The sequence below is a fragment of the Enterobacter cloacae complex sp. P40C2 genome (genome assembly GCF_014930695.1).
Taxonomy (GTDB): domain Bacteria; phylum Pseudomonadota; class Gammaproteobacteria; order Enterobacterales; family Enterobacteriaceae; genus Enterobacter; species Enterobacter pasteurii.
Genome location: NZ_JADBRP010000022.1, coordinates 1 through 14,970 on the forward strand (window position 1 = coordinate 1; position 14,970 = coordinate 14,970).

The window sequence follows — 14,970 nt, forward strand, 5'->3', positions numbered from 1 at the left end:
TTCAGTCGGTTAGAATACCTGCCTGTCACGCAGGGGGTCGCGGGTTCGAGTCCCGTCCGTTCCGCCACTTATTAAAAGCCCTGAGCGTTCGCTCAGGGCTTTTTTCTTATCTGTCGTTTAATTATTGCGAAATTAGCAAAAATCCTCTGCGTTTCACGATCTTTTTCAACATAACAACGTCAACGATAATTCTCCTCAGTTTACGAACATAACGATTGAGGAATCATATGACTATCCCTGCACTGGGTCTGGGCACTTTCCGTCTGAAAGACGACGTTGTTATCGGCTCTGTTAAAACCGCACTTGAACTGGGCTATCGCGCTGTTGATACGGCACAAATTTATGACAACGAAGCTGCTGTCGGTCAGGCTATTGAAGAGAGCGGCGTTCCGCGCAACGAGCTTTTCATCACAACGAAAATCTGGATTGAGAATCTCAGCAAAGACAAGCTGATCCCAAGCCTGAAAGAAAGCCTGAAAAAGCTGCGTACTGATTATGTCGATCTGACGCTGATCCACTGGCCATCACCTAACGATGAAGTCACAGTGGAAGAGTTCATGCAGGCGCTGCTGGAAGCAAAGAAGCAGGGCTTAACGCGTGAAATAGGTATTTCTAACTTCACTATCCCATTGATGGAAAAAGCGATTGCCGCAGTGGGGAAAGAGAATATTGCCACCAACCAGATTGAACTCTCACCATACCTGCAAAACCGCAACGTAGTGGAGTGGGCAAAACAGCACGGTATTCACATCACCTCTTATATGACGCTGGCTTATGGCAAAGCGCTGAAGGATGAAGTGATTGCACGCATCGCTGAGAAACACAATGCGACCGCAGCGCAGGTTATCCTGGCATGGGCGATGGGCGAAGGCTATGCCGTGATCCCGTCGTCAACCAAACGTGAAAACCTGGCAAGCAACCTGCTGGCGCTGGATCTCCAGCTTGATGATGAAGATAAAAAAGCGATCGCCGCGCTGGAATGCAACGATCGTCTGGTAAGCCCGGAAGGTTTAGCGCCAGACTGGGATTAATAAAAACCCTCCCTCTGTACCCTCAACCCTTACACAGCTCCTTCGGGAGCTGTTTTTATATGTTCACTAAGAAAGTCGATAAAGGCGCGTATGCGCGTGCTTACCGCTCTGTCGCTGTAATACACGGCACTGAAAGGCATCTCTACGGGCAAGCGTTTGTCAGCCATCAGCTCAACAAGCCGACCATCGGCAATTTCCTTATCAATCATATAGTCTGATAAACACGCGATTCCGTTTCCCTCAAGGCACAGCTGCTTTAGCGTTTCACCGCTATTGGACGAAATCCCGCAGGTAATTTCATGAAGCTGTCCATCATGACAGGCCACGGGCCAGGTGTTCAGCGAGACGGGTTCCGTAAAGCCCAGACACAGATGCTGCCTTAACTCCTCAACCGTCTCCGGTTTACCATGCTCTGCAATATATTGCGGTGACGCGATAATTTTGCGGTAGCTGGTGAACAGAGGGCGAGCGCGTAAGCTTGAATCCGTCAGGGTTCCGGCGCGGATCGCCACATCCACTTTACGCTCAATAAGATTGATAAACGTTTCCGAGGAGACCAGAGACAGGGTCATCTCCGGGTATCGCTCACGGAAGGGCTTAATCAGCGGCATCAAAAAATGAAGCACGACCGGCGTAGCCGCATCGATGCGCAGCAATCCGCGCGGGGTGCTGCGCGATTCCATTATTTCCGTTTCTGCCGCCGCCATCTCCTGCAAAACGGACTGCACGCGTCGAAAATAACGTTCACCTTCTTCCGTCAGGCTGAGCTGCCGCGTTGTTCTGTTAAGCAGACTCACTCCGAGCTTCATCTCCAGCTTTTTCACCGAGCGGCTAATGGCTGAGTTTGCCTGCCCGAGCTGTTCGGCCGCACGGCTGAAGCTGCCGCTTTCAACAACGGCAACGAAGATAGTAAGTTCTTCCGATGTGGCTTTCATTATTGCATCACCTGCAAAATTCTATTGAGATTCTAACCATTTTTGTTATTTAAACACTGGCGCATACTGCCTGTCATCTTAATCCTGAAGAGACGGAGTATTTTATGCCACTGGCGCTACTTGCCCTGACGATCAGTGCCTTTGCAATTGGCACGACCGAATTTGTTATTGTAGGACTGGTTCCTACCATTGCCGATCAGCTTGCCATTTCATTGCCCACTGCCGGGCTGCTGGTTTCAATCTATGCGTTAGGCGTTGCTGTCGGCGCGCCTGTACTGACCGCGCTGACGGGGCGTTTTCCGCGTAAGCAGCTGCTGGTTGCCCTGATGGTGCTTTTCACCGCCGGAAATATTCTGGCGTGGCAGGCGCCGGACTACACCACTCTGGTCATTGCTCGCCTGCTGACGGGTCTCGCGCACGGTGTTTTCTTCTCCATCGGTTCCACTATTGCAACCAGCCTGGTACCAAAAGAAAAGGCGGCGTCAGCTATTGCCATTATGTTTGGTGGATTAACCGTCGCGCTGGTCACCGGTGTACCGTTAGGCACGTTTATCGGACAACATTTTGGATGGCGTGAAACCTTCCTTGCCGTATCGCTGCTGGGCGTTATCGCTCTGGTGGCCAGCCTGCTGCTGATACCGTCGAATATTCCGGGCCGCGCCAGCGCGAGCCTTAGCGAGCAGATTAAGGTACTTACCCATCCGCGTCTGCTGCTTATCTACGCCATTACGGCTCTGGGGTATGGCGGCGTGTTCACTGCTTTTACCTTCCTTGCACCGATGATGCAGGAACTGGCCGGTTTCTCGCCGGGCGCCGTGAGCTGGATTTTGTTGGGCTACGGGATCTCCGTTGCAATCGGCAATATATGGGGCGGTAAGCTTGCGGATAAATATGGTGCGGTACCGGCGCTGAAGTTTATTTTCGCGGCTCTGGTTGTCCTGCTGATGGTTTTCCAGTTCACCGCATCGATGCAATACGCCTCGCTGGTCACGGTTCTGGTGATGGGAATATTTGCTTTCGGTAACGTGCCTGGGCTTCAGGTGTATGTTGTACAGAAAGCCGAACGTTATACGCCAGGTGCGGTGGATGTCGCTTCCGGCCTGAATATCGCCGCATTCAATATCGGTATCGCGCTCGGATCGGTAATTGGTGGGCAGACCGTCCAGCACTTCGGGTTAACCCAAACGCCGTGGATTGGCGCAGTGATTGTGCTTGTGGCGTTTCTGCTGATTGGTTTGAGCGGACGGCTTGATAAGCCCGCCCGGGTTGCACTTGGATAAGCGGCAGTAAGTGCTTGCTTACAAAACTGGAAAGCGGTTTCTCAGTAATTGCGTTGAAAGTATGAACTAAAATCCCTATAACATTAGAACCAGTCCGTTTTCCGGGCTGGTTCAAGTTATAGAGGTCGTTTCCAAAAGTGCGAAAAAATACCTATGCCATGCGTTATGTTGCCGGAATGCCAGCGGAGAGGATCTTACCTCCGGGGTCGTTTGCGAGCCTTGGCCAGGCATTGCCGGCGGGGACACCCTTAAGCAGTGACGATAAAATTCGCGTGCTGGTGTGGAATATTTTCAAACAACAGCGCGCGGAGTGGTTATCCGTACTCAAGAATTTTGGCAAAGATGCGCATCTTGTTTTGTTGCAGGAGGCGCAAACCACGCCTGAACTGGTAAGGTTTGCAACAACTAACTATCTTGCAGCCGATCAGGTGCCTGCTTTTGTCCTTCCACAGCATCCCTCTGGCGTGATGACCCTTTCAGCCGCGCATCCGGTCTACTGCTGCCCGTTGCGTGAGCGTGAGCCCATCCTTCGCCTGGCAAAATCGGCGCTGGTCACGGTCTATCCGTTGCCGGATACCCGTCTGCTGATGGTGGTTAACATCCATGCGGTGAACTTCAGCCTGGGTGTTGATGTATATAGTAAGCAGTTACTTCCTATTGGCGATCAGATAGCCCACCACAGTGGGCCGATCATTATGGCCGGTGACTTCAATGCCTGGAGCAGGCCGCGTATGAACGCGCTGTACCGCTTTGCGCGTGAAATGTCGCTGCGTGAAGTGCGTTTTAGCGATGACCAGCGCAAGAAAGCGTTTGGCCGTCCTCTTGATTTCGTCTTCTATCGTGGTTTGAGCGTACACGATGCGTCCGTTCTGGTGACGCGTGCCTCCGATCATAATCCGCTACTAGTAGAATTCAGTCCCGGCAAACCTGATAAATAATGGTGCGTCAGGTCTGCCGTGGGGCAGACCTGCGCGGGTGCTGCCCTTAATTTTTTTAACCCAAAAGGACAGCACAATGACAACAACACACTCCCATCATGACAACGTCGAAAAACAGTTCGGCTCTCAGGCAAAAGCGTATCTGAGCAGCACTGTGCATGCTTCTGGCCGCGATCTGCTGCGCCTCGGCGAACGTCTCGCCGCTTTCCCTGACGCGCACGTGCTGGACTTAGGCTGCGGAGCGGGGCACGCCAGTTTTACCGCCGCACAGCACGTTGCGCGGGTAACGGCCTATGACTTATCGAGCCAGATGCTGGACGTTGTTGCTGAGGCGGCGAAAGCGAAAGGGCTGAATAACGTTACGACGCGGCAGGGCTATGCTGAATCTTTGCCCTTCGGGGATGCATCGTTTGAGGTTGCGATCAGCCGTTACTCTGCACACCACTGGCATGATGTCGGCCAGGCGTTGCGGGAAGTGAAGCGGGTGCTCAAGCCTGGCGGGATTTTCATTATCATGGACGTGATGTCGCCGGGTCATCCGGTAAGGAACATCTGGCTCCAGACGGTTGAAGCGCTGCGCGATACGTCGCACGTGCAAAATTACTCCAGCGGCGAGTGGCTGACGTTCATTACCGAAGCCGGTTTACTTTCACGATCGTTGATTACAGACCGTTTGCCGCTGGAGTATGGATCGTGGATCGCGCGCATGCGGACACCGGAAGCGCTGTGTCAGGCGATCCGTTTGTATCAGGAGAGCGCTTCTGCTGACGTGAAGGCATATTTTGAGCTGAAGGATGATGGTTCGTTCACCAGCGACACCATTATGGCCGAGGCGCAAAAGGCGGGATAAGCAAAAAAGGCACCGAGGGGAATCGGTGCCTTTTATCTAAATTATCGTACTGTCAGGAATCTGGCGTGGCGCTGTTTTTCACAAACAGCGTCAGCTGGTCGCCAGGCTGCAGGTTGTCAGTACCGTTGTTCCAGCGCATCACATCTTTGATGTTTACGCCGTGACGTTTAGCGATACTGGACAGCGAGTCGCCTTTACGCACGCGATAGGTAATGCTATCGCTGTTTTTAGCGAGACGCTGTGCGCTGGTACCTGCACCTACGGTCAGCGTTTGACCCACTTTCAGACCGGACCCGCGCAAATTATTCCACTGCTGCAGATCTTTCGTATTCACGCCAAGACGTGAAGCAATCCCTGAAAGCGTATCGCCTGACCGAACCTTATAGCTGCGGCTGCTTACCGGCGACGTGTCAGCGATCAGCGTGGACTGAACGGCTGCAATTTCACCCGAAGCTAAAGACTCACGTAACTGCTCTGCATGTTTCTGCGGAACCATCACATAACGTGGGCCGCTTGCGCCCAGCGTAGAGCCTTTAACGCCTGCATTAAAGGTTTTAAGCTTACTTACCGACATACCCGTCATATCGGCAACCTGTTGAATATCAACCGGGCTGCTGAGGCGGACACGCGCCAGTGCACGACTTTCGTCTGGTGTTGGCAGTTGTACACCGTAACGTTTGCTGTTCTTGAGAATGTCGCTCAATGCCAGCATTTTCGGTACGTAAATCTTTGTTTCCCGTGGCAGTGAGAGCGACCAGAAGTCTGTGGATTTACCACGCGCTTTATTCGCTTTCATTGCCTTCAGTACGCGACCTTCACCACTATTATACGCTGCGACAGTTAATAACCAGTCGCCATCAAACATCTTGTTCAGACGTTGCATCATGTCGAGAGCGGCTGTCGTTGAAGCGACAACATCACGACGCGCATCGTAGTTGCGGGTCTGCTTTAAACCATAATTGCGCCCTGTGCTCGGAATGATCTGCCAAATGCCAGCTGCATTGGCGCCAGACGTCGCGTGCGGGTCAAAAGCGCTCTCCACTATGGGTAGTAGTACCAGTTCCATAGGCATGTTACGTTTCTTAACTTGCCCGGCTATCCAGTACATATACGGCTCTGCCCGTAATGTTACATCGTGGAGATAGCTCTTATTTCTCAAATACTTCTGTTTCTGTTCGCGAATCCGGCTGTTTTCCGGAATTCCCATCTTTAGCTCGTCGCCAATGGAGGCCCACAAGTCTTGTTCCTGCGCGAAAGTTGTCCCATCGTCCAACCATCGCGCCTGACTCGTAAACTTCCCTGCTTCCCCTTGACCAGCTGCAGAAAGGCTCTGTGCGTGCTGTTGTACGTTGCTGCCGTTTTGTGACTGGCAACCTACAAGCAGGACAGAGGCGAGTAATATCGCTTTTGCCTTCATGTGTGTGTCAATAGTTGCTTAAAAGACGAGCGATGATAACGGCGAAATTTTGAAAAGGCAACCCGCAATTATCTGAAGTTATCTTTCTTTGACCTTAACCATGCAAAACGCGCTTCTGGTTGTAACAAATTTGTTTCTTGGTTAATTTTATTAATTAAATCAAAATCATCAGTTCTTAAAAATAAATTTATTTGCCGCTCATTTTTCAGAATTACGGGTAGTGTGCTTTGGTTTTTTGCACGTAACTCCTTCACTTTCAGGTAATAATCCTGAATCATGCGATCCTCGGGTAAGATGCTCACGGCAAACTTCATATTTCCTAATGTATACTCATGTGCGCAACAAATGACGGTATCAGCAGGCAGTGCATTAATTTTTTGTAAAGATTGATACATTTGTTCTGGAGTGCCTTCAAAAAGCCTTCCGCAGCCGCCGGAAAACAGCGTGTCACCGCAAAACAGATAAGGTTTACTGTAGAAACAGAGATGTCCAGAAGTGTGACCTGGTGTGGCAAATACGGAAAACTCCCACCCGAGAATGAGGACACTTTCGCCTTCTTCGACTACTTGCGTTGTACCCTTATCCTGTGTCTCTGCCGGCCCGTATACGGCAAGATTGGGAAAGCGAGCAAGCAGATTGGGAACACCGCCCACGTGATCGTTATGGTGATGGGTGAGAAGAATCGCTTCCGGTTGCCAGCCGTTTTCTTTTATAGCGTGCAGGATCGGTGCGGATTCGCCTGGATCAACAATGATGCATCTGCGATCGTCGTCGACTAAAACCCAGATGTAATTGTCCTGAAAGGCGGAAATACTGATAAGATTCATGCATTACCTCTTATTGCGTGGCGGGTGTTTTGATGAAACCGGCAAGGATACCTCAGACTGTCGCACCACCGGAACGTTGGGCAGAGTTGCCCTGGGGTGAATACTATCGCGAGGCGCTAGAACAACAGCTTAAACCCTGGCTCGCGAAAATGTATGGTTTTCACCTGCTTAAGATTGGCAATCTCAGCGCGGAAATCAATACCGAAAGCTGCGCTATCTCGCATCAGGTTAACGTGTCGCTGAGTGGCTCCCCGGTTCAGGTTAAAGCGAATCCACTGCATTTACCGTTTGCTGAAAAATCCATTGATGCCTGTCTGCTTGCCCACACTCTGCCCTGGTGCAGCGATCCTCATCGCCTGCTGAGGGAGGCTGACCGCGTTTTGATTGACGACGGCTGGCTGATCCTGAGCGGTTTTAATCCGCTGAGTCTGATGGGGCTACGCAAACTGACGCCCGTGCTGCGCCGCAGGCCCCCGTATAACAGCCGGATGTTTACCATGATGCGCCAGCTGGACTGGCTTTCACTGCTGAACTTTGAGGTGCTGAGCTACGGCGGTTTTCAGGTCATACCCTGGACGCGAAAAGGCGGCGTTTTACTCAGCACCCATTTACCCGCGCTGGGCTGCATGCAATTTATTGTGGCACGTAAGAGGACAATCCCCCTTACGCTTAACCCAATGAAGCAAAGCAAATCGAAAACCCGGATCCGCCAGGCCGTCGGGGCCACGCGGCAGTACAAAAAACCGTGATCAGGATTCAGGTTGATAACCTGCGTCCTCATGGGTCGGGTTTGATGCCGCCGCGCGAGCCAGCTCGTCACAGCGTTCGTTCTCGGGGTGCCCGGCGTGCCCCTTTACCCACTCCCATTTGATCTCGTGCTGGCCCAGGGCGGCATCAAGGCGCTTCCAGAGATCGACATTCTTAACCGGCTTTTTATCCGCCGTTTTCCAGCCGCGTTTTTTCCAGTTGTGGATCCACTGGGTAATGCCCTGGCGGACATACTGGCTGTCGGTACTCAGCACCACGTCGCAATGTTCTTTTAAGGCTTCCAGCGCCACGATGGCCGCCATCAGCTCCATGCGGTTGTTGGTGGTGAGAAAATAGCCTTCACTAAAAGTTTTTTCATGCTGACGGTAGCGCATAATGGCGCCATAGCCGCCCGGCCCTGGGTTACCGAGACAAGATCCATCGGTGAAAATTTCTACCTGTTTACGCATCTCTGGTAGACTTCCTGTATTTGAAACGTTCAGTAAAACGATAAGTCTGACATAAATGACCGCTATGAGCACTGCAATTACTCGCCAGATCGTTCTCGATACCGAAACCACCGGTATGAACCAGATTGGCGCACACTATGAAGGGCACAAGATCATTGAGATTGGTGCTGTTGAAGTGGTGAACCGCCGTCTGACGGGCAATAACTTCCACGTTTACCTGAAACCCGACCGGCTGGTGGACCCCGAAGCGTTCGGCGTGCACGGTATTGCCGATGAGTTTTTGCTCGATAAGCCAACCTTTGCCGACGTCGCGGATGAATTTCTCGACTACATCAGAGGCGCGGAGCTTGTCATTCATAACGCATCGTTCGATATCGGCTTTATGGACTATGAGTTCAGCAAGCTGAACCGTGATATTCCAAAGACCAATACGTTCTGTAAAGTCACCGATAGCCTGGCGCTGGCAAGGAAGATGTTCCCCGGCAAGCGTAACAGCCTTGATGCCCTGTGTTCGCGCTATGAGATAGACAACACTAAGCGAACGCTGCACGGCGCATTGCTCGATGCCCAGATCCTGGCCGATGTTTACCTGACCATGACCGGCGGTCAGACGTCGATGAAATTCAGCATGGAAAACGAATCTCAGCAGGCGCGTGACGAAGGAGGCATTCAGCGCATTGTGCGTCAGGCGAACCGCTTACGGGTCGTTTTAGCCAGTGATGAAGAGTTGATGAATCACGAGTCTCGTCTTGATTTGGTGCAGAAGAAGGGCGGGAGCTGTCTGTGGCGCGCCTGAAAAGGTGCCGAAACGTTTGTTAATTCATCGTTTGGGTGATTTTTGCAGCAAACGATTCAAAAGTTAAGAAAAAGCGTTGACGAGTTCAGAGGCAAACCGTAATATTCGCCTCGTTCCCCACACGGGAACAGTGGAGCGGTAGTTCAGTCGGTTAGAATACCTGCCTGTCACGCAGGGGGTCGCGGGTTCGAGTCCCGTCCGTTCCGCCACTATTCAGGCCCACGTTACTTGTAACGTGGGCCTTTTTGTTTTTCCTCTTTCTCATACGTTCCATAATTTCTGCTACGGCACATCTGCTGAAAATCATATTTATACCATTCTGTTTTTTGTATTTAATCAATTCTAATCCACTTAAAAATAGTGTAGGTTAATTACATCATTTCCCTCCTCTTATTATTCTGTTTTCACGTCATTCTTAATAACCCTCTGGTGTTAACTATTCTTAATCCTGCGTAGATTCTCTCGTGGTTTTTTCCTACCTCTATAAAGAAACCAGTCATGCTATTTTTGAGCATCATGTCAATAGACTCTATGGGCGTGAATTATGTAAGGAAGGCATAAGAGCATGGCACTAAAGGATGTATTCACGCCGATGTGCATATGTCCTTAATTTAGCATTGAATTTCACCAAGGACTTTAAGTATGACTGAAAATAAAGTCATTTTAGCGGTCAACAACGGAGACGGTAAAACGCGGTTGTTGACAGCAGATGCAGGCCGAACGGTTAAGGTAAAGCTTATCCCCGGCAATAAATATTTGCTGAAAAATGTGAATGACGACTTTGCGCCAGAAAATATTACGCTTCAACGCGTTGGCAAAGCGTTACATATTATTCAGGAAGGCGACACACAGCCCAGCATTATTATTGAAAATTATTTTGACGGCGATTCGAAAAACCCAACCCTGATGGGTATGGCCGAAGATGGATTGCTTTATGCCTATATCCCTTTGTCTGGTGAAAGCTACGATAATGGCTATCTCATGGCTGAAGGTGGTCTGGCTCCGGTTGCCCTGGGCGGTGAACCGTTAGGCGCCGGTGGGCCTCTTTTGTCTGCCCCGGACGACGAAAATGACATGCTGTTTGGCATGTTAGGGTGGTTTGCGCTTGCGGCGGCAGGTGTGGGCGCTGCGTTTGCTCTGTCCGAACTGGACAAAGATGAAAGCGATAGCCAGCCCGCCCCCGAAAAACCGAGCATTGGCAAGGCTGTGGATGATGAAGGCTCGATTAAAGGACCGCTTAAGTCCGGAGACGTGACTGATGACTCAACGCCTTCATTAATCGGTAAAGGCAAGCCGGGCGATACCATCCATATCATCGATAATGATAAGGAAATTGGCTCCGTCATCGTCGACGACGAAGGCGAATGGAGCTATACGCCGGATAAGCCGCTGGGCGACGGTGAACATGACCTCTCCGTTGTGGTTGAAGATCCGGACGGCAACATGAGCCCGCCGTCTGACCCCATTACCATCGTCGTTGATACCGTTGCGCCAGATGCGCCAACGATTGAGCACATCATGGATAAAGTGGGTAAAGTCACCGGCGAGATCCTTGAAGACGCTTACACCGACGATCCAAAACCGGAGATGAGCGGTACCGGTGAAGCGGGCGCGACGATTACCATTTACGATAACGGTAAAAAGATCGGCGAAACCACCGTTAACGACGACGGTCGTTGGTATTTCAAACCTTCCGAAAACCTGACTGACGGCAACCACAGCATCACGGTTAGCCAGACGGATAAAGCGGGTAACGTCAGCGAGCCTTCTGATGAACGTGATTTTATTGTTCTGACGGAACCTCCGGGGAAAGCAGAAACGCCGTCAGTTATTGACGACAACGGTCCGGTAACGGGTCCGCTTAAGCCGGGTGACGTGACGGATGACACTAAACCTTCATTCAGCGGTGAAGGCACGCCGGGCAATACCATCGTTATCAAGGATAACGACAAAGAGATCGGCTCCGTTATCGTCGATGACGAAGGGAAGTGGACCTACACGCCTGAGAAAGATCTCAGCGAGGGTGAGCATAACGTTGAGGTGATTGAAGAAGATCCGCTGGGTAATGTCGGCCAACCTTCCGATCCGATCCAGATCATTGTCGATACCACGCCGCCGGCAAGACCGGACAGGGTCGATGCTGAAGATAATACCGGTCCGATTACCGGCCAGCTGAAGGGCGGCGACGTCACTGACGAAACGCGTCCGGTATTCAGCGGTAAAGGGGAACCGGGCGACACCGTGACCATTTATGATGGTGACGAAGTTCTGGGCTCTACCGTCATTGATGACGAAGGCAACTGGTCGCTGAAACCGGAGAAACCGCTGGGCGAAGGCGATCACAGCATCACCGTTACGCAAACGGATAAGGCGGGCAATACCAGCGACCCCTCGGAAGCGCTGGAGTTTGAAGTTGACACTACCGCGCCTGATGCTTCAGCAGATGTTCTGAAAATTACCGCCGTAGCGGATGACGTAGGCGATCGTCAGGGCAACGTTGCCAGCGGTGAAATCACCGATGACAGCAAGCCGCTCATTAGCGGTATCGGCGAAGCGGGCAATACCGTCTATGTCTATACCACCGACGCCTCCGGTAAACACCTGATTGGTTCAGCGGTTGTGGGCAGCGATGGCACCTGGAGCCTGACGCCTGAAACCCCACTGACGGAAGGTTTGAACAAGCTGACGCTGGAGACACAGGATCCGGCGGGTAACCGCGTTGCGGGCGATGCACCGTCTTACGACATCAACCTCCTGATCCCGATCAGCACTCAGCCATCCATCAACAGCGTGGTGGACAATTCGGAACCACACGTTGGCCCGCTGCAGAAAGGCGACGCCACCAACGATACCACGCCAACCCTGAGCGGCAGCGCTGCGCCGGGTGACATCGTGTCGATCCTCGACAACGGTAAGGTGATTGGCTCCGTCACGGCGGACAGCAACGGCAAGTGGACGTTCACTCCGGACGCCGCGCTGGCTGATGGCAAGCATACCTTCACCGTCACCGCCACCGACGCGGCAGGTAACGCGCGCACCAGCGGCAGCTTCCCGATCGTTATCGACACCACGGCGCCGGCTCCGGCGGAAAATATCATCCTTGATGATAACGTGGGCGACAAGCAGGGACCGGTAGGTCCAGGCGACACCACAGACGATCAGTCCCCGACCCTGAGTGGCGAAGCCGAGCCGGGCAGCGTGGTGGACATCTATGATAACGACGAGAAGATCGGTTCCGTCATCGTTGATGACGAAGGTAAATGGTCCTATACGCCAGACACGCCTCTGGCTAAAGGCGATCATGAGATCACCACTACCGTAACCGATCCGTCTGGCAATACCAGCGAACCGTCGCCGGGCATCTCCTTCACCGTCGACCCTGATCCAAACCAGGTTACCGTGGGTGAAGTGGTGGACGATCAGGGCCCGATCGTGGGTAACCTGAAGCCGGGCAACGTGACCGATGATGTTCGCCCTGAACTGAGCGGTAAAGGCAAGCCGGGCAGCACCGTGACCATTAAAGATGGCGACGACGTGCTGGGCTCCACCGTGGTGGATCCGGACGGCAACTGGACCTTCACGCCAGAGCAGGATCTGGCTGACGGCAATCACAGCCTGACCGTGGTGTCCAAAGATCCGGCGGGTAACGAGGTGACCTCACCGTCCTTCGATATCACCGTCGATGCGACCGCGCCGGAAAAACCTGTGCTGGGATCCGCAACGGATGATGTGGGAACAATTCGTGGCGATCTGAGCAACGGCGGCACCACCGACGACGCAAACCCAACCTTCAACGGCTCTGCAGAGCCGGGCAGCCGTGTCGATATTTACGACAACGGCGAGCATATTGGTTCGACGATTGCGGACGACAACGGCGCCTGGCAGTTCACGCCAACCACGCCTCTGCCAGAGGGTGAACACCATATCACCACCACCGCAACGGATGAGGCGGGCAACACCAGCCCTGAATCCGATGACTTTGTGCTGGTGACTGACTATACGCCGCCTGCGGCAACCGGCGATGTGCTGAACATTACCTCCGTGATGGATGACGTGGGCGGCCGTCAGGGCAATATCGCCAGCGGCGACGTCACCGACGACAGCAAGCCGGTGATTAACGGTATTGGTGAAGCGGGCAGCACCGTATTCGTCTACAGCACGGATGCGAACGGCAAGCACCTGCTGGGATCGGCCGTGGTGGATAGCGAAGGCAAGTGGACGCTGGCGCTGGATACACCGCTGGTGGAAGGGCTGAATCAGCTGACGCTCGAAACGCAGGATGCCGTCGGCAACCGCGTGGCGGGTGAAGCACCGTCTTACGATATTACCGTTCTGATCCCGGTCAGCGCCGAGCCGTCCATCAACAGCGTGGTGGACAACTCAGAACCGCACGTCGGCCCGTTGCAGAAAGGCGAAACCACCAACGATACCACCCCAACCCTGAGCGGCAGCGCTGCACCGGGCGACGTTGTGTCTATCCTCGACAACGGGAAAGTGATTGGCACCGTCAAGGCGGACGGCAGCGGTAAGTGGTCGTTCACCCCGGATACCGCGCTGGCGGATGGTCAGCACACCTTCACCGTCACTGCAACTGACGCAGCGGGCAACGCGCGCACCAGCGGTACCTTCCCGATCGTGATTGACACTGCGGCACCATCTCCGGCAGAAAATATCGTTATCAATGATAACGTGGGCGACAAGCAGGGACCGGTAGGCGACGGTGACACCACCGACGACCAGTCTCCAACCCTGAGCGGCGAAGCCGAGCCGGGCAGCGTGGTGGACATCTACGACAACGACGAGAAGATCGGTTCCGTCATCGTTGATGACGAAGGTAAATGGTCCTATACGCCAGACAAGCCTCTGGCTAAAGGCGATCATGAGATCACCACCACCGTGACCGATCCGTCTGGCAACACCAGTGAACCGTCTCCGGGGATCTCCTTCACCGTCGATCCGGATCCAAACCAGGTGACCGTGGGCGAAGTAGTGGACGATCAGGGTCCGATCGTGGGCAACCTGAAGCCGGGCACCGTGACCGATGACGCACGTCCTGAACTGAGCGGTAAAGGTAAGCCGGGCAGCACCGTAACCATCATGGATGGCGACGATGTACTGGGCTCCACCGTGGTGGATCCGGACGGCAACTGGACGTTCACCCCAGAGCAGGATCTGGCCGATGGCGATCACAGCCTGACCGTGATTTCCAAAGACCCGGCCGGAAACGACGTGACCTCTCCGTCCTTTGATATCTCTGTAGACACCACCGCACCGGAAAAACCGGTTGTCGGCCTTGCGACAGATGACGTGGGTTCCAGCCGTGGCGATCTGAGCAGCGGCAGCACCACCGACGATGCGAACCCAACCTTCAAAGGTTCCGCAGAGCCGGGCAGCCGTGTTGATATCTATGATAACGGGGAGCTGATTGGCTCCACCGTGGTCGATGAGAACGGCGGCTGGCAGTTCACGCCAACCACGGCGCTGCCGGAAGGCGAGCACCATATCACCACTACCGCAACCGATAAGGCCGGTAACACCAGTCCGGAATCAGACGACTTTGTGCTGATCACCGACTACACCGCGCCTGACGCGAGCAAAGTGGCTATCACCGAAGTCTATGACGACGTGAAAACCGCAGGCGTGGTGGCTTCCGGCGGGGAAACCGACGACAACCGTCCG

11 protein-coding genes and 1 tRNA gene are annotated in these 14,970 nt (G+C 53.3%); 8 read left to right on the forward strand and 4 right to left on the reverse strand.

Features of this window, described 5'->3' with window-relative positions; all coding sequences use genetic code 11:
- Positions 1 to 227 precede the first annotated feature (227 nt).
- Entirely contained in the window at positions 228 to 1,031 is an 804-nt protein-coding gene (gene dkgB / locus IM304_RS22025) for a 2,5-didehydrogluconate reductase DkgB (protein ID WP_193355731.1), read from the forward strand.
- A 29-nt stretch (positions 1,032 to 1,060) separates the two neighbouring features.
- On the opposite strand, the gene yafC is transcribed toward dkgB, so the two are convergent.
- Positions 1,061 to 1,966: a DNA-binding transcriptional regulator YafC gene (yafC, locus tag IM304_RS22030; RefSeq protein ID WP_148420172.1), complete on the reverse strand. Its 906-nt coding sequence runs from the start codon at positions 1,964 to 1,966 to the stop codon at positions 1,061 to 1,063.
- Between the two features lie 104 nt (positions 1,967 to 2,070).
- Between yafC and IM304_RS22035 the strand changes: the two genes are divergently transcribed.
- The 3 genes from IM304_RS22035 to IM304_RS22045 all read left to right on the forward strand — a co-directional run bounded on the left by IM304_RS22035 (position 2,071) and on the right by IM304_RS22045 (position 5,034).
- Positions 2,071 to 3,246 (forward strand): MFS transporter, encoded by a 1,176-nt coding sequence (locus IM304_RS22035; protein WP_193355730.1) that lies wholly within the window; start codon positions 2,071 to 2,073, stop codon positions 3,244 to 3,246.
- Between the two features lie 137 nt (positions 3,247 to 3,383).
- Positions 3,384 to 4,184, forward strand: coding sequence for an endonuclease/exonuclease/phosphatase family protein (locus tag IM304_RS22040; protein WP_148420174.1), 801 nt, complete (start codon positions 3,384 to 3,386; stop codon positions 4,182 to 4,184).
- Positions 4,185 to 4,260: 76 nt separating this feature from the next.
- Complete coding sequence (locus tag IM304_RS22045; RefSeq protein WP_193355729.1) at positions 4,261 to 5,034, forward strand: class I SAM-dependent methyltransferase; 774 nt, start codon at positions 4,261 to 4,263, stop codon at positions 5,032 to 5,034.
- Positions 5,035 to 5,086: 52 nt separating this feature from the next.
- On the opposite strand, the gene mltD is transcribed toward IM304_RS22045, so the two are convergent.
- Complete coding sequence (gene mltD / locus IM304_RS22050; RefSeq protein WP_148420176.1) at positions 5,087 to 6,451, reverse strand: murein transglycosylase D; 1,365 nt, start codon at positions 6,449 to 6,451, stop codon at positions 5,087 to 5,089.
- A gap of 68 nt (positions 6,452 to 6,519) precedes the next feature.
- Complete coding sequence (gene gloB, locus IM304_RS22055) at positions 6,520 to 7,278, reverse strand: hydroxyacylglutathione hydrolase (protein ID WP_193355728.1); 759 nt, start codon at positions 7,276 to 7,278, stop codon at positions 6,520 to 6,522.
- Between the two features lie 32 nt (positions 7,279 to 7,310).
- Between gloB and IM304_RS22060 the strand changes: the two genes are divergently transcribed.
- Entirely contained in the window at positions 7,311 to 8,027 is a 717-nt protein-coding gene (locus IM304_RS22060) for a class I SAM-dependent methyltransferase (RefSeq protein WP_148420178.1), read from the forward strand.
- On the opposite strand, the gene rnhA is transcribed toward IM304_RS22060, so the two are convergent.
- Positions 8,028 to 8,606: a ribonuclease HI gene (rnhA, locus tag IM304_RS22065; RefSeq protein WP_176608652.1), complete on the reverse strand. Its 579-nt coding sequence runs from the start codon at positions 8,604 to 8,606 to the stop codon at positions 8,028 to 8,030.
- Here rnhA and dnaQ point away from each other — a divergent pair.
- The 3 genes from dnaQ to IM304_RS22080 form a co-directional block, all read left to right on the forward strand.
- Positions 8,560 to 9,291 carry a DNA polymerase III subunit epsilon gene (gene dnaQ, locus IM304_RS22070; protein WP_209007151.1) on the forward strand — a complete coding sequence of 244 codons (732 nt, stop codon included), beginning with the start codon at positions 8,560 to 8,562 and terminating at the stop codon, positions 9,289 to 9,291. The two genes, rnhA and dnaQ, sit on opposite strands and share 47 nt — an antisense overlap.
- Positions 9,292 to 9,423: 132 nt before the next feature.
- Positions 9,424 to 9,500 (forward strand) — tRNA-Asp (locus tag IM304_RS22075).
- A 433-nt stretch (positions 9,501 to 9,933) separates the two neighbouring features.
- Positions 9,934 to 14,970, forward strand: a 5,037-nt coding sequence (locus IM304_RS22080; RefSeq protein ID WP_193362881.1) for an Ig-like domain-containing protein, incomplete at its 3' end; no start/stop codon positions are given.